29 protein-coding genes are annotated in these 16,416 nt (G+C 58.0%); all 29 read left to right on the top strand.

Annotation, left to right across the window (positions count from 1 at the left end; translation table 11 throughout):
- Nucleotides 1-150 precede the first annotated feature (150 nt).
- The 29 genes from rplC to dsbD all read left to right on the top strand — a co-directional run bounded on the left by rplC (nt 151) and on the right by dsbD (nt 16,408).
- Complete coding sequence (gene rplC, locus ACUJB0_RS16560; RefSeq protein WP_020704370.1) at nt 151-807, top strand: 50S ribosomal protein L3; 657 nt, start codon at nt 151-153, stop codon at nt 805-807.
- 3 nt (nt 808-810) lie between these two features.
- Complete coding sequence (rplD, locus tag ACUJB0_RS16555; protein WP_117014458.1) at nt 811-1,431, top strand: 50S ribosomal protein L4; 621 nt, start codon at nt 811-813, stop codon at nt 1,429-1,431.
- On the top strand, nt 1,428-1,742 hold the full coding sequence (rplW, locus tag ACUJB0_RS16550) for a 50S ribosomal protein L23 (protein ID WP_008444291.1): 315 nt from the start codon (nt 1,428-1,430) through the stop codon (nt 1,740-1,742). Before rplD ends, rplW begins: the two co-directional genes overlap by 4 nt.
- On the top strand, nt 1,742-2,569 hold the full coding sequence (gene rplB, locus ACUJB0_RS16545; RefSeq protein WP_008444293.1) for a 50S ribosomal protein L2: 828 nt from the start codon (nt 1,742-1,744) through the stop codon (nt 2,567-2,569). Before rplW ends, rplB begins: the two co-directional genes overlap by 1 nt.
- Nucleotides 2,570-2,579: 10 nt before the next feature.
- Nucleotides 2,580-2,855, top strand: a complete 276-nt coding sequence (gene rpsS / locus ACUJB0_RS16540; protein WP_008444295.1) for a 30S ribosomal protein S19 — start codon at nt 2,580-2,582, stop codon at nt 2,853-2,855.
- Nucleotides 2,852-3,184 (top strand): 50S ribosomal protein L22, encoded by a 333-nt coding sequence (rplV, locus tag ACUJB0_RS16535; RefSeq protein WP_176362469.1) that lies wholly within the window; start codon nt 2,852-2,854, stop codon nt 3,182-3,184. Before rpsS ends, rplV begins: the two co-directional genes overlap by 4 nt.
- 10 nt (nt 3,185-3,194) lie before the next feature.
- Nucleotides 3,195-3,998, top strand: a complete 804-nt coding sequence (gene rpsC, locus ACUJB0_RS16530; RefSeq protein WP_152841147.1) for a 30S ribosomal protein S3 — start codon at nt 3,195-3,197, stop codon at nt 3,996-3,998.
- A 2-nt stretch (nt 3,999-4,000) separates the two neighbouring features.
- Nucleotides 4,001-4,420 carry a 50S ribosomal protein L16 gene (gene rplP, locus ACUJB0_RS16525; protein ID WP_008444302.1) on the top strand — a complete coding sequence of 140 codons (420 nt, stop codon included), beginning with the start codon at nt 4,001-4,003 and terminating at the stop codon, nt 4,418-4,420.
- Nucleotides 4,421-4,432: 12 nt separating this feature from the next.
- Entirely contained in the window at nt 4,433-4,624 is a 192-nt protein-coding gene (gene rpmC, locus ACUJB0_RS16520; protein WP_020704377.1) for a 50S ribosomal protein L29, read from the top strand.
- Nucleotides 4,621-4,890 (top strand): 30S ribosomal protein S17, encoded by a 270-nt coding sequence (gene rpsQ / locus ACUJB0_RS16515; protein ID WP_008444314.1) that lies wholly within the window; start codon nt 4,621-4,623, stop codon nt 4,888-4,890. The genes rpmC and rpsQ overlap by 4 nt, the downstream gene beginning before the upstream one ends.
- 264 nt (nt 4,891-5,154) lie before the next feature.
- Entirely contained in the window at nt 5,155-5,523 is a 369-nt protein-coding gene (rplN, locus tag ACUJB0_RS16510) for a 50S ribosomal protein L14 (protein WP_008444317.1), read from the top strand.
- A gap of 9 nt (nt 5,524-5,532) precedes the next feature.
- Complete coding sequence (gene rplX / locus ACUJB0_RS16505; RefSeq protein ID WP_008444319.1) at nt 5,533-5,847, top strand: 50S ribosomal protein L24; 315 nt, start codon at nt 5,533-5,535, stop codon at nt 5,845-5,847.
- Between the two features lie 6 nt (nt 5,848-5,853).
- Nucleotides 5,854-6,393 carry a 50S ribosomal protein L5 gene (gene rplE, locus ACUJB0_RS16500; RefSeq protein ID WP_008444321.1) on the top strand — a complete coding sequence of 180 codons (540 nt, stop codon included), beginning with the start codon at nt 5,854-5,856 and terminating at the stop codon, nt 6,391-6,393.
- Between the two features lie 7 nt (nt 6,394-6,400).
- Nucleotides 6,401-6,706, top strand: a complete 306-nt coding sequence (gene rpsN, locus ACUJB0_RS16495) for a 30S ribosomal protein S14 (protein WP_008444324.1) — start codon at nt 6,401-6,403, stop codon at nt 6,704-6,706.
- A gap of 14 nt (nt 6,707-6,720) precedes the next feature.
- The gene (gene rpsH / locus ACUJB0_RS16490; protein WP_008444325.1) at nt 6,721-7,116 is read left to right on the top strand and encodes a 30S ribosomal protein S8; all 396 of its coding nucleotides are present in this window, start codon (nt 6,721-6,723) and stop codon (nt 7,114-7,116) included.
- Nucleotides 7,117-7,126: 10 nt separating this feature from the next.
- Nucleotides 7,127-7,660, top strand: coding sequence for a 50S ribosomal protein L6 (gene rplF / locus ACUJB0_RS16485; protein WP_008444327.1), 534 nt, complete (start codon nt 7,127-7,129; stop codon nt 7,658-7,660).
- Between the two features lie 13 nt (nt 7,661-7,673).
- Nucleotides 7,674-8,036: a 50S ribosomal protein L18 gene (rplR, locus tag ACUJB0_RS16480; protein ID WP_090325886.1), complete on the top strand. Its 363-nt coding sequence runs from the start codon at nt 7,674-7,676 to the stop codon at nt 8,034-8,036.
- A gap of 9 nt (nt 8,037-8,045) precedes the next feature.
- Nucleotides 8,046-8,564 carry a 30S ribosomal protein S5 gene (gene rpsE / locus ACUJB0_RS16475; protein WP_008444331.1) on the top strand — a complete coding sequence of 173 codons (519 nt, stop codon included), beginning with the start codon at nt 8,046-8,048 and terminating at the stop codon, nt 8,562-8,564.
- Nucleotides 8,565-8,574: 10 nt separating this feature from the next.
- The gene (gene rpmD / locus ACUJB0_RS16470; RefSeq protein WP_090325890.1) at nt 8,575-8,757 is read left to right on the top strand and encodes a 50S ribosomal protein L30; all 183 of its coding nucleotides are present in this window, start codon (nt 8,575-8,577) and stop codon (nt 8,755-8,757) included.
- A gap of 27 nt (nt 8,758-8,784) precedes the next feature.
- Nucleotides 8,785-9,216, top strand: coding sequence for a 50S ribosomal protein L15 (gene rplO, locus ACUJB0_RS16465; protein WP_008444334.1), 432 nt, complete (start codon nt 8,785-8,787; stop codon nt 9,214-9,216).
- A gap of 32 nt (nt 9,217-9,248) precedes the next feature.
- Nucleotides 9,249-10,583 carry a preprotein translocase subunit SecY gene (gene secY, locus ACUJB0_RS16460; protein WP_161093003.1) on the top strand — a complete coding sequence of 445 codons (1,335 nt, stop codon included), beginning with the start codon at nt 9,249-9,251 and terminating at the stop codon, nt 10,581-10,583.
- A gap of 21 nt (nt 10,584-10,604) precedes the next feature.
- Nucleotides 10,605-10,823 carry a translation initiation factor IF-1 gene (infA, locus tag ACUJB0_RS16455; protein WP_005663428.1) on the top strand — a complete coding sequence of 73 codons (219 nt, stop codon included), beginning with the start codon at nt 10,605-10,607 and terminating at the stop codon, nt 10,821-10,823.
- 32 nt (nt 10,824-10,855) lie between these two features.
- Nucleotides 10,856-10,969 (top strand): 50S ribosomal protein L36, encoded by a 114-nt coding sequence (gene rpmJ / locus ACUJB0_RS16450; protein WP_005663407.1) that lies wholly within the window; start codon nt 10,856-10,858, stop codon nt 10,967-10,969.
- A 27-nt stretch (nt 10,970-10,996) separates the two neighbouring features.
- A complete protein-coding gene (gene rpsM / locus ACUJB0_RS16445; protein ID WP_019923475.1) occupies nt 10,997-11,362 on the top strand; it encodes a 30S ribosomal protein S13 in 366 nt (121 codons plus the stop codon).
- Nucleotides 11,363-11,376: 14 nt separating this feature from the next.
- Nucleotides 11,377-11,781, top strand: a complete 405-nt coding sequence (gene rpsK, locus ACUJB0_RS16440) for a 30S ribosomal protein S11 (protein WP_008444339.1) — start codon at nt 11,377-11,379, stop codon at nt 11,779-11,781.
- 223 nt (nt 11,782-12,004) lie between these two features.
- A complete protein-coding gene (gene rpsD, locus ACUJB0_RS16435) occupies nt 12,005-12,628 on the top strand; it encodes a 30S ribosomal protein S4 (protein WP_117014455.1) in 624 nt (207 codons plus the stop codon).
- Between the two features lie 111 nt (nt 12,629-12,739).
- Nucleotides 12,740-13,717: a DNA-directed RNA polymerase subunit alpha gene (locus tag ACUJB0_RS16430; protein WP_008444343.1), complete on the top strand. Its 978-nt coding sequence runs from the start codon at nt 12,740-12,742 to the stop codon at nt 13,715-13,717.
- Between the two features lie 175 nt (nt 13,718-13,892).
- Nucleotides 13,893-14,291, top strand: coding sequence for a 50S ribosomal protein L17 (rplQ, locus tag ACUJB0_RS16425; protein WP_008444345.1), 399 nt, complete (start codon nt 13,893-13,895; stop codon nt 14,289-14,291).
- 137 nt (nt 14,292-14,428) lie between these two features.
- Nucleotides 14,429-16,408, top strand: a complete 1,980-nt coding sequence (gene dsbD, locus ACUJB0_RS16420) for a protein-disulfide reductase DsbD (protein ID WP_444846163.1) — start codon at nt 14,429-14,431, stop codon at nt 16,406-16,408.
- Nucleotides 16,409-16,416 lie beyond the last annotated feature (8 nt).

Here is a 16,416-nt window from a genome sequence, read left to right as displayed (position 1 = left end):
TGCGACATACCTCGTATTAAGTTGTTGCGTCAAGGGTCTTTTCGCGCTACACTAGCCGGCTTCGGTATGGATTCGCCTTTTTATTGGTCCGTACTAATTTTAGTAGTTCAACATATCCCCGCCCAATCGTAGGTGGGAATTGGAGAAAAAATGAGCCTTGGCCTTCTCGGTCGCAAGGTTGGTATGATGCGCATCTTCACCGATGACGGGGATTCGATCCCAGTCACCGTGTTGGACGTATCGAACAACCGTGTTGCGCAAATCAAAACTCCTGAAACCGATGGTTACACCGCGGTTCAGGTCGCATTCGGTCAACGTCGCGCTTCCCGCGTAACGAAGGCTGTTGCTGGTCACCACGCTAAAGCCGGTGTCGAAGCTGGTACTCTGTTGAAAGAGTTCCGCGTTGACGCAGCCAAAGCTGCTGAACTGAAAGCTGGCGACGTTGTTGCCGCTTCCCTGTTCGAAGTCGGTCAGAAGATCGACGTTCAAGGCGTCACGATCGGTAAAGGCTACGCCGGTACCATCAAGCGTCACCACTTTGCTTCGGGCCGTGCTACCCACGGTAACTCCCGTTCGCACAATGTTCCAGGTTCCATCGGTATGGCGCAAGATCCAGGCCGCGTGTTCCCAGGTAAGCGCATGACCGGTCACCTCGGTGACGTCACCCGCACTGTGCAGAACCTCGAAATCGCCCGTATCGATGCCGACCGTCAGCTGCTGCTGGTCAAAGGCGCGATCCCAGGCGCGAAAAACGGCCAGGTTGTAGTGTCGCCTGCTGTCAAAGTTAAAGCAAAGAAGGGAGCTTAAACGATGGAACTCAAGCTCTTGAACGCTCAAGGTCAAGCCGCCTCTAACGTCGCCGCCGCCGATACCATTTTCGGCCGTGACTACAACGAAGCCCTGATCCACCAAGTCGTCGTTGCTTACCAAGCCAATGCTCGCAGCGGCAACCGTAAACAAAAAGACCGTGAAGAAGTCCACCACACGACCAAGAAGCCATGGCGCCAAAAAGGCACCGGCCGCGCTCGTGCTGGTATGTCGTCGTCGCCACTGTGGCGCGGCGGTGGTCGCATCTTCCCGAACTCGCCTGACGAGAACTTCACCCACAAAGTGAACAAGAAGATGTATCGCGCAGGTATCTGCTCGATCCTGTCCCAGCTGGCCCGCGAAGACCGTCTGACGGTTATCGAAGACCTGACGATCGAAGCGCCAAAGACCAAGCTGCTGTCGCAAAAGCTGACCGGCATGGGCTTTGACTCGGTTCTGATCATCACCGACGTCGCCAACGAAAACCTGGAACTGGCATCGCGTAACCTGCCTAACGTACTGGTTGTTGAACCGCGTCACGCAGATCCAATGTCCCTGGTGTTCTACAAGAAGATCCTGGTCACGAAAGCTGCACTGGCCAAGATTGAGGAGATGCTGGCATGAGCGCATTGAAATTTAGCGAAGAGCGCCTGATGAAGGTGCTGCTGGCTCCGGTCATTTCCGAGAAGGCCACCATGGTCGCGGAAAAGAACGAACAGATCGTGTTCCGTGTAACCACCGACGCGACCAAGCCAGAAATCAAAGCCGCTGTTGAACTGCTGTTCAAAGTGGAAGTGGAATCGGTGCAGACCGTCAACCGCGAAGGTAAGCAGAAGCGTTCCGGTGCCCACACCGGCCGCCGCAACCATACCAAGCGTGCTTTCGTGTGCCTGAAACCTGGCCAGGAAATCAATTTCTCCGAGGAGGCTAAATAATGGCACTCGTTAAGATGAAGCCAACCTCCCCAGGCCGTCGCGGCATGGTGAAAGTTGTGAACCCGGACCTGTACAAAGGTCGTCCGTTCGCAGCCCTGGTTGAGAAAAAATCGAAAACCGCTGGTCGTAACAACAACGGCCACATCACCACCCGCCACATCGGCGGTGGTCACAAGCAGCACTATCGCCTGATCGACTTCAAGCGTCAGAAGGATGGCATTCCAGCGAAAGTGGAACGTATCGAATACGATCCAAACCGCACCGCGAATATCGCCCTGCTGTGCTACGCCGACGGCGAGCGCCAGTACATCATCGCCACCAAAGGCATGAGCGTTGGCGACACCGTGATGAACGGTTCGGAAGCGCCGATCAAGTCGGGCAACTGCCTGCCGATCCGCAACATTCCGGTCGGTACCGTCATGCACTGCGTCGAAATGCTGCCAGGTAAGGGTGCCCAGATGGCCCGTACCGCCGGCGCCGGCGTGGTCCTGATGGCCCGCGAAGGCACCTACGCTCAAGTGCGTCTGCGCTCGGGCGAAGTGCGTCGCGTGCACATCGAGTGCCGTGCAACCGTGGGCGAAGTCGGCAATGCCGAACACAGCCTGCGTAAAATCGGTAAGGCCGGTGCGATGCGCTGGCGCGGTGTTCGTCCTACCGTTCGCGGTGTGGTCATGAACCCGGTCGATCACCCGCACGGTGGTGGTGAAGGTAAAACTGCAGCTGGTCGTCATCCAGTGTCGCCTTGGGGCCAACAGACTAAGGGTAAGAAGACCCGCAGCAACAAGCGTACTTCTTCCATGATCGTCTCGCGCCGCGGCAAGAAATAAGGGGTAGCACATGACTCGTTCATTGAAAAAAGGGCCGTTCTGTGACGCCCACCTGGTGAAAAAAGTCGAAGCCGCGCAAGCTGCCAAAGACAAGAAGCCAATCAAAACCTGGTCCCGTCGTTCGACCATCATGCCTGACTTCATCGGCCTGACGATCGCCGTCCACAATGGCAAGCTGCACGTGCCAGTGTACGTTTCCGAGAACATGGTTGGTCACAAGCTCGGTGAATTCGCGCTGACCCGCACGTTCAAGGGCCATGCCGCTGACAAGAAGGCGAAGAAATAATGGAAACCAAAGCTATCCTCAAGGGTGTGCGCTTGTCGGATCAAAAAGGTCGCCTCGTGGCTGACCAGATCCGCGGCAAGAAAGTTGACGCTGCACTCAACATTCTGCAATTCAGCCCAAAAAAGGGCGCGACCATCATCAAGAAAGTGCTGGAGTCGGCTATCGCCAACGCCGAGCACAATGATGGCGCGGACATCGACGAACTGTTCGTGAAAACGATCTACGTCGAAAAGGGTCCGATCCTCAAGCGCTTCACTGCACGCGCTAAGGGCCGGGGCGATCGCATTTCGAAACAATCGTGTCACATTTATGTGACCGTCGGCAACTAAGGAGCCAAAGATGGGTCAAAAAATTCATCCAACCGGCTTCCGTCTGTCGGTTACCCGTAACTGGGCGTCGCGTTGGTACGCAGGCAACAGCAACTTCGCTGCCATGCTCAACGAAGACTTGAAAGCACGCGCTTACCTGAAAACCAAGCTGAAGAACGCTTCGGTTGGCCGCATCGTCATCGAGCGTCCTGCCAAGAACGCGCGCTTCACGATCTACAGCTCGCGTCCGGGCGTGGTCATCGGTAAAAAAGGCGAAGACATCGAAGTACTGAAGTCGGCGCTGACCAAGATCATGGGCGTGCCTGTCCACGTGAACATCGAAGAAATCCGCAAGCCGGAAATCGACTCGCAGCTGATCGCCGATTCGATCGCCCAGCAGCTGGAAAAGCGCATCATGTTCCGCCGCGCGATGAAGCGTGCGATGCAAAACGCCATGCGTCTGGGTGCCCTGGGCATCAAGATCATGTCGTCGGGTCGTCTGAACGGTATCGAAATCGCTCGTAAAGAGTGGTATCGCGAAGGCCGTGTGCCACTGCACACCCTGCGCGCCGATATCGACTACGGCACCAGCGAAGCTTCGACCACCTACGGCATCATCGGTGTCAAGGTGTGGGTCTACAAGGGTGACCGCGCGCCGAACGGCGATGCACCAGTCATCGATACCCCACCGGACGAGAAGAAGCCACGTGGCCCACGTCGTGACGACGGCAAACCAGCTGGCCGTCCGCGCCCAGCCGGCGCCGGCGCCAAGCCAGCCGCTCCAGGCGCTCGTGTACGCACTGCCGCCAAGCCGGCCGAGAAAGCAGGAGAATAATCATGCTGCAACCAGCACGCAGAAAGTATCGTAAAGAGCAGAAAGGCCGTAACACCGGCATTTCGCACACCGCCGGCACTTCGGTGTCGTTCGGCGAGTTCGGTCTGAAGGCCGTTGCCCGTGGTCGTATCACGGCACGCCAGATCGAGGCAGCACGTCGCGCCATGACCCGTCACATCAAACGTGGCGGTCGTATCTGGATTCGCGTGTTCCCGGACAAACCGATCTCGAACAAGCCTGCCGAAGTCCGTATGGGTAACGGTAAAGGTAATCCGGAGTACTACGTCGCTGAAATCCGTCCAGGCAAAGTCCTGTACGAAATGGATGGCGTCGCAGAAGAACTGGCGCGCGAAGCATTCCGCCTGGCCGCTGCCAAACTGCCACTGGCGACCACCTTCGTGGTCCGTCAAGTTGGTCAATAACAGGAGTGAAATATGAAAGCATCTGAACTCCGCGGCAAAGACCAGGCAGCTCTGCAAAAAGAGCTGAATGACCTGTTGAAGGCGCAGTTCGGCCTGCGTATGCAAACCGCTACGCAGCAGCTGAGCAACACTTCGCAGCTCAAGAAGGTACGTCGCGATATCGCACGTGTAAAAACGGTAATGAACACGAAGGAAGCCAAATGACCGAACCAGTAAAGTCGCTCAAGCGCACCCTGATCGGTAAAGTGGTGTCCGACAAGATGGACAAGACCGTTACCGTTCTGATCGAACGTCACGTCAAGCATCCTTTGTACGGCAAGATCATCGTCCGCTCGAACAAGTATCACGCGCACGACGAGACCAACCAGGTGAAAGCCGGTGACACGGTGGAAATCGTGGAAGGTCGTCCGATCTCCAAAACGAAGGCATGGACCGTGACGCGCGTGGTGCAAGCCGCGCAAATCGTTTAATTGAAGTCGTCGCCTCCGGTCCTCGGGCCGGGGGCGATTTTCAATTAGTTCTTGCAAGCCCGCGAGTTGTATGTAATACTTGCGGGCTTCGTTCATGTAACGCCGCAAAGTGTCTGGCCACAGACGCAGAACCGTGCGGTCAGTAGCAGTACGAAGGTCAAGCACCCAAACAGTGCGCTCTGCTTGAGCGTTCTGGCGGGACCAAGACTGACCGCGGGTCCGCATTGTGTGGATTCTTCGGCTTAAGTTGGGAAAGAGAATACTATGATTCAAACTGAAAGCCGGCTCGAAGTGGCTGACAATACCGGTGCCAAAGAAGTTATGTGCATCAAGGTATTGGGCGGCTCCAAGCGCCGTTATGCTGGCATCGGCGACGTGATCAAGGTAACCGTTAAGGTTGCCGCGCCACGTGGTCGTGTCAAAAAAGGTGAAATTTATAACGCCGTGGTAGTGCGCACCGCTAAAGGTGTTCGCCGCCAAGACGGTTCCCTGGTGAAGTTCGACGGCAATGCCGCCGTTCTGTTGAACGCCAAGCTGGAACCGATCGGTACCCGTATTTTTGGACCAGTGACGCGCGAGCTGCGCACTGAAAAGTTCATGAAGATCGTGTCCCTGGCACCGGAAGTCCTGTAAGGAGTCGTAATGGATAAGATTCGTAAAAACGACGAAGTCATCGTTCTGACCGGGAAAGACAAGGGCAAGCGTGGCGTCGTTCAGCAGCGTATCGATGCTGAGCATGTCGTGGTTGAAGGCGTCAACGTCGCTAAAAAAGCGACCAAGCCTAACCCAATGACTGGCGTACAAGGTGGTATCGTCGATAAGACTATGCCGATTCACGTGTCCAACGTTGCATTGTTCAATGCGGCGACTGGCAAGGCAGACCGTGTCGGTTTCAAAGAAGTGGATGGCAAAAAAGTCCGCGTCTTCAAATCGTCCGGCGAAGTAGTGAAGGCTTAAGAAATCATGGCACGTCTCCAAGAATTCTATAAAGAAAAAGTCGTCGCTGACCTGACCGCGAAATTCGGTTACAAGTCGGTGATGGAAGTTCCACGTCTGACCAAGATCACCCTGAACATGGGTGTGGGTGAGGCTATCGCGGACAAGAAAGTCCTCGAACACGCTGTGGGCGACCTGACCAAGATCGCTGGCCAGAAGCCAGTGACCACCAAGTCGCGCAAAGCAATCGCGGGTTTCAAGATCCGTGAAGGCTACCCGATCGGTACCATGGTGACCCTGCGCGGCGCTCGCATGTACGAGTTCCTGGATCGCTTCATCACCGTGGCCCTGCCACGCGTGCGCGATTTCCGTGGCGTCAATGGCCGCTCGTTCGATGGCCGTGGCAACTACAACATCGGCGTGAAAGAGCAGATCATCTTCCCGGAAATCGAGTACGACAAGATCGATGCGCTGCGTGGTATGAACATTTCGATCACCACCACCGCCAAGACCGACGACGAAGCGAAAGCTCTGCTCGCCGCCTTTAAATTCCCGTTCAGGAACTAAGAAGATCATGGCAAAACTCGCACTGATTAACCGTGAGCAGAAACGCGTCGACCTGGCAAACAAATTTGCCGCCAAGCGCGCTTCGCTGAAGGCCATCATCGACGACCAGTCGAAGTCGGAAGAAGAACGTTACGAAGCGCGCCTGAAGCTGCAAGCGCTGCCACGTAACTCGGCACCGACCCGCCAGCGTAACCGCTGCGCCGTCACCGGTCGTCCACGCGGCACCTTCCGTAAATTCGGTCTGGGCCGTATCAAGCTCCGTGAATTCGCCATGCGTGGTGAGATCCCGGGTATGACTAAAGCAAGCTGGTAATAGGAGAATATGCAATGAGTATGAGCGATCCTATCGCCGATATGCTGACCCGCATTCGTAACGCCCAGGGCGTGCAAAAGACGACCGTGGCCATGCCATCGTCGAAAGTTAAAATTGCGATTGCCAACGTCCTCAAGGACGAGGGTTACATTGAAGATTTCGCCGTAGCCGAAGCTGGTGGCAAAGCGGAACTGAAAATCGGTTTGAAGTATTATGTTGGCCGTCCCGTCATTGAGCGCCTTGAGCGCGTGTCCCGTCCGGGCCTGCGCGTCTACAAGGGCAAAGACGAGATCCCTACTGTGATGAATGGCTTGGGTGTGGCGATCGTGTCGACTCCGCAAGGCGTCATGACTGACCGCAAAGCACGCGCTACCGGTGTCGGCGGCGAAGTTATTTGCTACGTCGCATAAGGAGTTAGACATGTCTCGTGTAGCTAAAATGCCAATCGCTGTGCCAGCTGGCGCTGAAGTCGCCATCTCCGCAGCAGCGATCACCGTCAAGGGCCCGCTGGGCGTCCTGACCCAGGCCCTGAACGGCCAGGTCACGGTGGAAAACAATGCAGGAACCCTGAGCTTCGTCGCCGCTAATGACAGCCGCGAAGCCAATGCCATGTCCGGTACGCTGCGCGCACTGGTCAACAACATGGTCACTGGCGTGACCAAGGGTTTCGAGAAAAAGCTGAACCTGGTCGGCGTGGGTTACAAGGCGCAAGCGCAAGGCGACAAGCTGAATCTGTCGCTGGGCTTCTCGCACCCTGTCGTGCACTCGATGCCAGCCGGCGTCACCTGCGCTACCGCAACGCCAACGGAGATCATCATCAAAGGGATCGACCGTCAGCAAGTGGGCCAAGTGGCTGCTGAAGTTCGCGCTTACCGCTCCCCTGAGCCTTACAAGGGCAAGGGCGTCCGTTATTCGGACGAAGTGGTTAAGATTAAAGAAACCAAGAAGAAGTAACTAGGGGCTGACGATGGACAAGAAAGAATCACGTCTGCGCCGCGGACGCCAAACCCGGATCAAGATCGCGCAACAGAAGGTGAACCGCCTGTCGGTACACCGCACCAATCTGCATATCTACGCGAACCTGATCTCGCCGGATGCCAAAGTACTGGTATCGGCCTCCACGGCAGAAGTCGAAGTGCGCAACGAACTGGCTGGCAAATCGGGCAAGGGCGGCAACGCTGCTGCTGCCGCGATCGTCGGCAAGCGCGTCGCAGAGAAAGCACTGAAAGCAGGGATTACCGAAGTCGCGTTCGACCGCTCCGGTTTCCGTTACCACGGCCGTGTGAAGGCGCTGGCAGAAGCCGCGCGCGAAGCCGGTCTGAAGTTCTAAGGAACGATCATGGCAAAAATGCAAGCAAAAATGGCAAGCGACAAGCCGGATGACGGCATGCGCGAAAAAATGATCGCGATCAACCGCGTGACCAAAGTGGTCAAGGGTGGTCGTATCATGGGTTTCGCCGCGCTGACCGTGGTTGGTGACGGCGATGGCCGCATCGGCATGGGCAAGGGCAAGTCGAAGGAAGTCCCAGTGGGTGTGCAGAAGGCAATGGAAGAAGCCCGCCGCAACCTGATCAAGGTCTCCCTGAAGAACGGCACCCTGCAGCACACCGTTACCGGTCGTCACGGCGCATCGAAAGTGATGATGTCGCCTGCGAAACCAGGTACCGGCGTCATCGCTGGCGGCGCAATGCGCGCAATCTTCGAAGTAATGGGCGTGACCGACGTCGTGGCGAAATCCACCGGCTCGAGCAACCCTTACAACCTGGTGCGCGCCACGCTGGATGGTCTGGCAAAAATGAGTACTCCTGCTGAAATTGCTGCGAAACGCGGCAAGTCGGTAGAAGAGATCCTGGGCTAAGGTGAACGACATGACAACTAAAACCGTCAAAGTACAATTGGTCAAGGGCTTGATCGGCACGCGCGAAGATCACCGTGCCACCGTCCGCGGTCTGGGCCTGCGTCGCGTCAACTCGGTCTCCGAGCTGCAAGACACCCCATCCGTGCGCGGCATGATCAACAAAGTCTCGTACCTCGTTAAAGTAGTTGCGTAAGCCCTCGGGCTTACACACGGAGAAATCATGGAACTGAATACCATACAACCAGCCGATGGCGCCAAGCACTACAAGCGTCGCGTCGGCCGCGGTATCGGCTCCGGTCTGGGTAAAACCTCGGGCCGTGGTCACAAGGGTCAAAAATCGCGTTCGGGCGGCTTCCACAAAGTCGGTTTCGAAGGCGGTCAGATGCCTCTGCAACGCCGTCTGCCTAAGCGCGGTTTCAAGTCGCTCAACGCCACCTTCAAAGCTGAAGTGCGCCTGTCCGACCTGAACAACCTGGCCGTTGGCGACGTCGACATCCTGGTGCTGAAGCAAGCTGGCGTACTGAGCGTGCTGGCACGCGACGTGCGCGTCATTCTGTCCGGCGAGATCACCAAAGCGGTGAACCTCAAAGGCCTGAAAGTGACCGCTGGCGCGAAAGCCGCCATCGAAGCAGCCGGCGGCTCGGTAGCCTGAGTTGACCGCTAACAGCTTGATCGGAGCGAAAATTGGCGACTAATCCACAATTGGCTAAAAGTGCAGCAGCTGGTTTCCCCTGGGGCCGGCTCTGGTTCTTGCTTGGCGCATTGGTGGTTTATCGTATCGGCGCTCACATCCCGGTCCCCGGGATCGATCCGGTACAATTGGCCGCGCTGTTCAAGTCGCAAGAGGGTGGCATCCTGGGCATGTTGAACATGTTCAGCGGTGGCGCTCTCGCGCGCTTCACAGTCTTTGCGCTGGGTATCACGCCTTACATCTCGGCCTCGATCATCATGCAACTGGTGTCGATCGTCTCGCCGCAGATGGAAGCGCTCAAAAAAGAAGGCGAAGCAGGCCGTCGCAAGATCACCCAGTACACCCGGTATTTCACGGTGCTGCTGGCGTCGTTCCAGGCGTTCGGCATCGCAGTCGCACTGGAGTCGCAAGCAGGTCTGGTGCTGGATCCAGGCTTTGCATTCCGTTTCGTGACGGTCGTTACGCTGTTGACCGGAACCATGTTCGTGATGTGGTTGGGCGAGCAGATTACCGAGCGTGGTCTCGGTAATGGCATCTCGATCATCATCTTCGCGGGTATCGCCGCCGGTCTGCCGGGCGCGCTGGGAGGCCTGGCCTCGTCGGTGAGCAACGGTTCGATCGGTGCCCTGTCCGCGATCATCATCATGATCCTGGTTGTGGCGGTGACGTTCTTCGTGGTCTTTGTCGAACGTGGCCAACGCAAGATTCTGGTGAACTACGCGAAACGCCAGGTGGGTAACAAGATTTACGGTGGACAAACGTCGCACCTGCCATTGAAGTTGAACATGGCCGGCGTGATCCCACCGATCTTCGCTTCGTCGATTATCTTGTTCCCGGCAACGATCGTGGGCTGGTTCACGACGGGCGCCGATACGGCCAACCCGGCGGTCCGGTTCCTGAAAGATTTGGCAGCATCGATGGGGCCAGGCGAGCCCATCCACGCACTGTTGTACGCCATTGCGATCGTGTTTTTCTGTTTCTTCTATACAGCGCTGGTCTTCAACAGCAAGGAAACAGCGGACAACTTGAAGAAGAGCGGGGCCTTTGTGCCAGGGATCCGTCCCGGTGAGCAGACTGCCCGTTACATCGACAAGATCCTGACACGTTTGACACTGGCTGGCGCCATCTACATCACTTTGGTGTGTTTGTTGCCGGAATTCATGCAAGCCGAGTGGAAAGTACCGTTCTATTTCGGCGGCACTTCTCTGTTGATTATTGTGGTTGTTACCATGGATTTCATGGCGCAAGTGCAAAACTACGTGATGTCGCAGCAATATGAATCGCTGCTGCGCAAAGCAAACTTCAAGGGCGGAATTCCGACGCGATAAGCGCGGTTTCAAACATACCGAATGGCAAAAGACGACGTCATACAGATGCAGGGCGAGATTCTTGAGAATCTCCCGAATGCAACATTTCGAGTAAAGCTGGAAAACGGACACGTGGTGCTCGGGCATATTTCAGGTAAAATGCGGATGAACTATATCCGCATTCTTCCTGGCGACAAGGTGACGGTAGAGCTGACACCTTACGACCTGAGCCGCGCACGTATCGTGTTCCGGACCAAGTAACTTAAATAATCGAACCAAGAAGAGAGTGCAAAATGAAAGTTAACGCCTCAGTCAAGCGGATCTGCCGCAACTGCAAGATCATCAAGCGCAAGGGCGTTGTTCGCGTAATCTGCGTCGAACCACGTCACAAGCAGCGTCAAGGTTAATAACCGTTATTTATCGAGGAATAACGAATGGCACGTATTGCAGGGGTTAATATCCCAAATCATCAGCACACCGTTATCGGCCTGACGGCCATCTACGGTGTAGGCCGTCCACGCGCAAAGTTCATCTGCGCCGCGACGGGTATTGCGACCGATAAAAAGGTCAAAGATCTGGACGACAGCGAACTGGAAAAACTGCGCGATGAAGTAGCTAAATTCATCGTCGAAGGCGATCTGCGTCGTGAGCTGTCCATGAACATCAAGCGTTTGATGGATCTGGGTTGCTACCGCGGTATGCGTCACCGTAAGGGCCTGCCGGTCCGCGGTCAGCGCACCCGCACCAATGCACGTACCCGCAAGGGCCCGCGCAAAGCCGCTCAATCGCTCAAGAAATAATCTAGGGAAATCACATGGCTAAGCAACAAAGCAGCGCAGCAGCAGCGCGCGTCCGCAAGAAGGTCAAGAAGAACGTTGCAGAAGGTATCGCACACGTTCACGCTTCCTTCAACAACACCATCATTACCATCACCGACCGTCAGGGCAACGCTCTGTCGTGGGCGACCTCCGGTGGTGCTGGCTTCAAGGGTTCGCGTAAATCGACCCCGTTCGCAGCGCAGGTTGCGGCCGAAGCAGCTGGTAAAGTCGCAGTCGAATGCGGCGTGAAGAACCTGGAAGTGCGTATCAAGGGCCCTGGTCCTGGTCGTGAATCCGCAGTGCGCGCACTGAACAACCTGGGCATCAAGATCACCGAGATCCAGGACGTTACCCCAGTTCCGCACAACGGCTGCCGTCCTCCAAAACGTCGTCGTATCTAAGAGTCCGGTCGGCGGCGAAGTTCGCTTCGCCTCCTTCCGACTTGCAGAAATCGCTGGAGCAGGAGACCGGAAACGGTTATACTGCCCGGCTGTTGTCGCCTGTCGAACGCAGTTCGGCGGGTTATTCGCATTTTAGCCACCGTCTGGCCCACCCTGAGGATCAGACTAGCGCCTAACCATTTCATGATGGCTGGGGCGTTATTATTTAAAAAAAGGAAGCATCGTGGCACGTTATATCGGACCTAAAGCAAAACTCTCCCGCCGTGAAGGTACTGACCTGTTCCTGAAGAGCGCACGCCGCTCGCTGGACAGCAAGTGCAAACTGGACGTCAAACCAGGCCAGCACGGCGTCAAGTCGGGTGCCCGCACCTCGGACTACGGCAATCAACTGCGCGAAAAGCAAAAAGTCAAGCGTATGTACGGCGTTCTGGAACGTCAGTTCCGTCGCTACTTCGCAGAAGCCGACCGCCGCAAAGGCAACACCGGCGAAACCCTGCTGAAGCTGCTGGAAACCCGCCTGGACAACGTTGCATACCGCATGGGCTTCGGCTCGACCCGCGCTGAAGCGCGTCAGCTGGTATCGCACAAAGCCTTCACCGTGAACGGCCAGGTTGTGAACATCGCTTCGTACGCTGTCAAAGTCGGCGACGTCATCGCCGTGCGCGAAAAGTCGAAGAAGCAAGTGCGTATCCTGGAAGCGCTGTCGCTGGCTGAACAAGTTGGCATGCCAGCTTGGGTGTCGGTTGATGCCAAGAAAATGGAAGGCACCTTCAAGTCCCTGCCAGAGCGCAACGAGATCGCCAACGACGTCAACGAATCGCTGATCGTCGAACTGTACTCGCGTTAATCTGTGGTCTAAGTAGCACCAAAACCCGCCCGCTGTGACCAGCGGGCGTTTTCACTAATGCCATCAGCCTTATCGGCCTAACGCGCCGAGGGTATTGAAAAGGACATTTACATGCAAAACAGTCTGTTGAAGCCACGTATTATCGATGTAGAGGCGCTGGGCGCCGGCCACGCTAAAGTAGTGATGGAGCCGTTCGAACGCGGCTATGGCCATACATTGGGTAATGCGCTGCGCCGCGTACTGCTGTCGTCGATGGTGGGCTACGCGCCGACCGAAGTGACGATCGCGGGCGTTGTACACGAATACTCGTCGCTCGACGGCGTCCAGGAAGACGTCGTTGACCTGCTGCTGAACCTGAAGGGCGTGGTCTTCAAAGTCCACAACCGTGACTCCGTCACCCTGACCCTGAAAAAGGAAGGCGAAGGCGCCATCCTGGCTTCGGACATCGATCTGCCACACGACGTGGAACTGATCAATCCGGACCACGTGATCGCCCACCTGACCGCCGGCGGCAAACTGGACATGCAGATCAAAGTGGAAAAAGGCCGTGGCTATGTGCCAGGTAACGTCCGCCGCCTGTCCGAAGACACCAACAAGACCATCGGCCGCATCATTCTGGATGCATCGTTCTCGCCAGTGCGCCGCGTTTCCTACTTCGTCGAGTCCGCTCGCGTGGAACAGCGTACCGACCTGGACAAGCTGATCATCAACATCGAAACCAACGGCGTCATCTCGCCGGAAGAAGCGATCCGTCAATCGGCCCGCGTGCTGGTCGATCAACTGAACGTGTTCGCCGCCCTGGAAGGCACCGAAGCCGCTGCTGAAGCTCCTTCGCGCGCACCGCTGGTCGATCCGATCCTGCTGCGTCCAGTGGACGACCTGGAACTGACCGTGCGTTCGGCCAACTGCCTGAAAGCGGAAAACATCTACTACATCGGCGACCTGATCCAGCGTTCGGAAAACGAACTGCTCAAGACGCCGAACCTGGGCCGCAAGTCCCTGAACGAAATCAAGGAAGTGCTGGCTTCCCGCGGCCTGACCCTGGGCATGAAGCTGGAAAACTGGCCGCCTGCTGGTCTGGAAAAATAACAGATTGGGTGACAGTGCTGGACATCGCGTAGCGATGTTCTGCCCTGTTGCCAACTGATTTGCTGTACCCGCCCGTCACATGTTGTGCCGGGCGTTATCCCTAGAACCGGTCCGCGCTCTCCGTCAAACGTGAGCGATCGAAGAACTCGGATTTAAACACCTGAAAGGAAGTACCATGCGTCACCGTCACGGCCTCCGTAAACTGAACCGTACCTCGTCCCACCGTCTGGCAATGCTGCGCAACATGACCGTTTCCCTGCTGCGTCATGAAGCCATCAAAACCACGCTGCCAAAAGCTAAAGAACTGCGCCGCGTAGTTGAGCCGATCCTGACCCTGGGCAAGACCGACACCCTGGCTAACAAGCGTCTGGCATTCTCCCGTCTGCGCGATCGTGAAATGGTTCTGAAGCTGTTCGCAGAACTGGGTCCACGCTACGCAAACCGCAACGGCGGCTACCTGCGCATCCTGAAAATGGGTTTCCGTGTTGGCGACAACGCTCCTATGGCTTACGTTGAGCTGATGGACCGTCCAGAAGTCACCGACATCGACGCAGCTCCAACCGCAGAAGAGTAATCTTCGCAGTTGTCACCGCGTTACGAAAAAGCCAGGCTCAGCCTGGCTTTTTTTATGTCCGGGCTTAAGGTCGCTCTCAGGCGCGAAAACTAAGCCAGGTGTACTATGCTGGTGCTCGTTTCGTCGAAAGAAAACCCATGCTGCGTATCGCCCGCCTTTTCCTGTCCTTGCTGTCGCTGATCGCCCTGTTGACGGCGCGCCCCGCGCTGGCTGACGACGGCTTCCTGGAACCCGATGTGGCCTTCAAGTTCTCGGCCCGCATGGTCGACGGCCATACGCTGTCGGTCAGCTTCCAGATCGCCGACGGCTACTACATGTACCGCGAGCGCTTCAAGTTCAGCGCCACCGGCGCCAAGCTGGGCGCGCTGTCCATCCCGGCCGGCACCGTGCACTTCGACGAGACCTTCCAGAAGAACGTCGAGACCTACCGCAAGAGCGTCACCATGACCATGCCGGTCGAGGCCGACGGTCCGTTCACGCTGACGGCGATCGGGCAGGGCTGCTCGGACAAGGGCTTGTGCTACGCGCCGCAGGAATACAAGGCCTCGCTGGTCGGCAGCGGTTCGGTGCCGCTGCCCGGCGCGTCCGCCGGCGCTCCCGCGAACACGGCCGGCGGCAACCAGGTCACGGCGCGTGCAGCCGTCCCGATTCAGGCCGCAACCGCCGCCGCGACGAGCGCCGTCCCGGCCACGCCGGCCGGCACCACGCCAGCCGCCGCCGGCGCGACCGCGGCGCCCAGCGCAGCCATCGGCGAAGGCAAGCCCGCCGCGGTGACCCCGGGCGTCACCATCCGCGCCATCCCCGAGCCAATCACCACCGTCCTGCCGCCGCTGACGCCGCCAGTCGCGGCCACCGCGCCGGCCGATGACGCCGGCCGTCTCGAAGCCGCCCTCAAGTCAGGCAGGCTGTTGCTGATCCTGCCGCTGTTCGCGCTGCTGGGCCTGGGCCTGTCGTTCACGCCGTGCGTGCTGCCGATGGTGCCCATCCTGTCCTCCATCATCGTCGGCGAAGGCGCCAACACCAGCCGCGCGCGCGGCCTGGTGTTGTCGGTCGCGTACTCGCTCGGCATGGCCATCGTCTACACCGCGCTGGGCGTGGCCGCCGGCCTCGCGGGCGCGGGCCTGAACGCCGCGCTGCAGAACGCCTGGGTGCTGGGCTCCTTTGCCCTGCTGATGGCCGCGCTGTCGCTGTCGATGTTCGGCTACTACGAACTGCAAGTGCCGGCCGCGCTGCAATCGAAACTGAGCACGGTGTCGAACCGTCAATCTTCCGGCAAGCTGGCTGGCGTATTCGTGATGGGCGCGATCTCCGCGCTGATCGTCGGCCCGTGCGTGGCCGCACCGCTGGCAGCCGCGCTGCTCTACATCAGCCAGAGCCGCGACGTCGTCATGGGCGGCAGCGCGCTGTTCGCGCTGGCGGTCGGCATGAGCGTGCCGCTGATACTGGTGGGCGTGTCGGCCGGCGCCTTGCTGCCGCGCGCCGGCATGTGGATGGATGCCGTCAAGCGCTTCTTCGGCGTGCTGATGCTGGCGATGGGCTGGTGGCTGGTGTCGCCGGTACTGCCGCCGGCCGTGCAGATGCTGGGCTGGGTTGTGCTGCTGGGTGCCTACGGCGTCTACCTGCTGACGCACCGCGGCAAGTGGCTGGCCAAGTCGGCCGGCGTCATCGCCGCCGTGCTGGGCCTGATGCAACTGGTGGGCGTGGCCAGCGGCGGACGCGATCCGCTGGCGCCGCTGGCCCACCTGGGCGCCAAGCATGAAACGTTGGCATTCCAGCGCATCAAGACCGTGCAGCAGCTGGACGCGCTGTTGGCCCAGACCGGCGGCCGCACCGTTATGCTGGACTTCTATGCCGACTGGTGCGTGTCCTGCAAGGAAATGGAAAAGCTGACCTTCGTCGATCCGCAGGTGCGCGCCAAGCTGGCCAACACCCTGCTGCTGCAGGTGGACGTGACCGCCAACGACGCCGACGACAAAGCCATGCTGAAACGCTTCGGCCTGTTCGGCCCGCCGGGCATCATCCTGTTCGACAAGCAGGGCAGGGAAATCGACGGCGCCCGCGTCATCGGCTTCCAGGATGCGGCGAAATTCACCGCATCCCTGTCACGCCTGAACTAGCCGGAACC

This window comes from Duganella caerulea, from assembly GCF_040362985.1.
GTDB lineage: Bacteria > Pseudomonadota > Gammaproteobacteria > Burkholderiales > Burkholderiaceae_D > Rugamonas > Rugamonas vulcania.
Note: the sequence above shows the minus strand (reverse complement) of the source record. Positions and strands in the feature narration are given on the sequence as shown.

Bases quoted from the DNA above. Each gene is read 5' to 3' on its own strand.
- rpsQ (WP_008444314.1), top strand. From the start codon at position 4,621: ATGACCGAACCAGTAAAGTCGCTCAAGCGCACCCTGATCGGTAAAGTG.
- rpmC (WP_020704377.1), top strand. From the start codon at position 4,433: ATGAAAGCATCTGAACTCCGCGGCAAAGACCAGGCAGCTCTGCAAAAA.
- rpsN (WP_008444324.1), top strand. From the start codon at position 6,401: ATGGCAAAACTCGCACTGATTAACCGTGAGCAGAAACGCGTCGACCTG.
- rpmJ (WP_005663407.1), top strand. From the start codon at position 10,856: ATGAAAGTTAACGCCTCAGTCAAGCGGATCTGCCGCAACTGCAAGATC.
- rpsS (WP_008444295.1), top strand. From the start codon at position 2,580: ATGACTCGTTCATTGAAAAAAGGGCCGTTCTGTGACGCCCACCTGGTG.
- rpmD (WP_090325890.1), top strand. From the start codon at position 8,575: ATGACAACTAAAACCGTCAAAGTACAATTGGTCAAGGGCTTGATCGGC.
- rpsC (WP_152841147.1), top strand. From the start codon at position 3,195: ATGGGTCAAAAAATTCATCCAACCGGCTTCCGTCTGTCGGTTACCCGT.
- rplN (WP_008444317.1), top strand. From the start codon at position 5,155: ATGATTCAAACTGAAAGCCGGCTCGAAGTGGCTGACAATACCGGTGCC.
- rplF (WP_008444327.1), top strand. From the start codon at position 7,127: ATGTCTCGTGTAGCTAAAATGCCAATCGCTGTGCCAGCTGGCGCTGAA.
- rplO (WP_008444334.1), top strand. From the start codon at position 8,785: ATGGAACTGAATACCATACAACCAGCCGATGGCGCCAAGCACTACAAG.
- rplE (WP_008444321.1), top strand. From the start codon at position 5,854: ATGGCACGTCTCCAAGAATTCTATAAAGAAAAAGTCGTCGCTGACCTG.
- rplW (WP_008444291.1), top strand. From the start codon at position 1,428: ATGAGCGCATTGAAATTTAGCGAAGAGCGCCTGATGAAGGTGCTGCTG.
- rplP (WP_008444302.1), top strand. From the start codon at position 4,001: ATGCTGCAACCAGCACGCAGAAAGTATCGTAAAGAGCAGAAAGGCCGT.
- dsbD (WP_444846163.1), top strand. From the start codon at position 14,429: ATGCTGCGTATCGCCCGCCTTTTCCTGTCCTTGCTGTCGCTGATCGCC.
- rplB (WP_008444293.1), top strand. From the start codon at position 1,742: ATGGCACTCGTTAAGATGAAGCCAACCTCCCCAGGCCGTCGCGGCATG.
- rpsE (WP_008444331.1), top strand. From the start codon at position 8,046: ATGGCAAAAATGCAAGCAAAAATGGCAAGCGACAAGCCGGATGACGGC.
- rplR (WP_090325886.1), top strand. From the start codon at position 7,674: ATGGACAAGAAAGAATCACGTCTGCGCCGCGGACGCCAAACCCGGATC.
- rplX (WP_008444319.1), top strand. From the start codon at position 5,533: ATGGATAAGATTCGTAAAAACGACGAAGTCATCGTTCTGACCGGGAAA.
- infA (WP_005663428.1), top strand. From the start codon at position 10,605: ATGGCAAAAGACGACGTCATACAGATGCAGGGCGAGATTCTTGAGAAT.
- rpsH (WP_008444325.1), top strand. From the start codon at position 6,721: ATGAGTATGAGCGATCCTATCGCCGATATGCTGACCCGCATTCGTAAC.
- rplC (WP_020704370.1), top strand. From the start codon at position 151: ATGAGCCTTGGCCTTCTCGGTCGCAAGGTTGGTATGATGCGCATCTTC.
- rplD (WP_117014458.1), top strand. From the start codon at position 811: ATGGAACTCAAGCTCTTGAACGCTCAAGGTCAAGCCGCCTCTAACGTC.
- rplQ (WP_008444345.1), top strand. From the start codon at position 13,893: ATGCGTCACCGTCACGGCCTCCGTAAACTGAACCGTACCTCGTCCCAC.
- ACUJB0_RS16430 (WP_008444343.1), top strand. From the start codon at position 12,740: ATGCAAAACAGTCTGTTGAAGCCACGTATTATCGATGTAGAGGCGCTG.
- rpsK (WP_008444339.1), top strand. From the start codon at position 11,377: ATGGCTAAGCAACAAAGCAGCGCAGCAGCAGCGCGCGTCCGCAAGAAG.
- rpsM (WP_019923475.1), top strand. From the start codon at position 10,997: ATGGCACGTATTGCAGGGGTTAATATCCCAAATCATCAGCACACCGTT.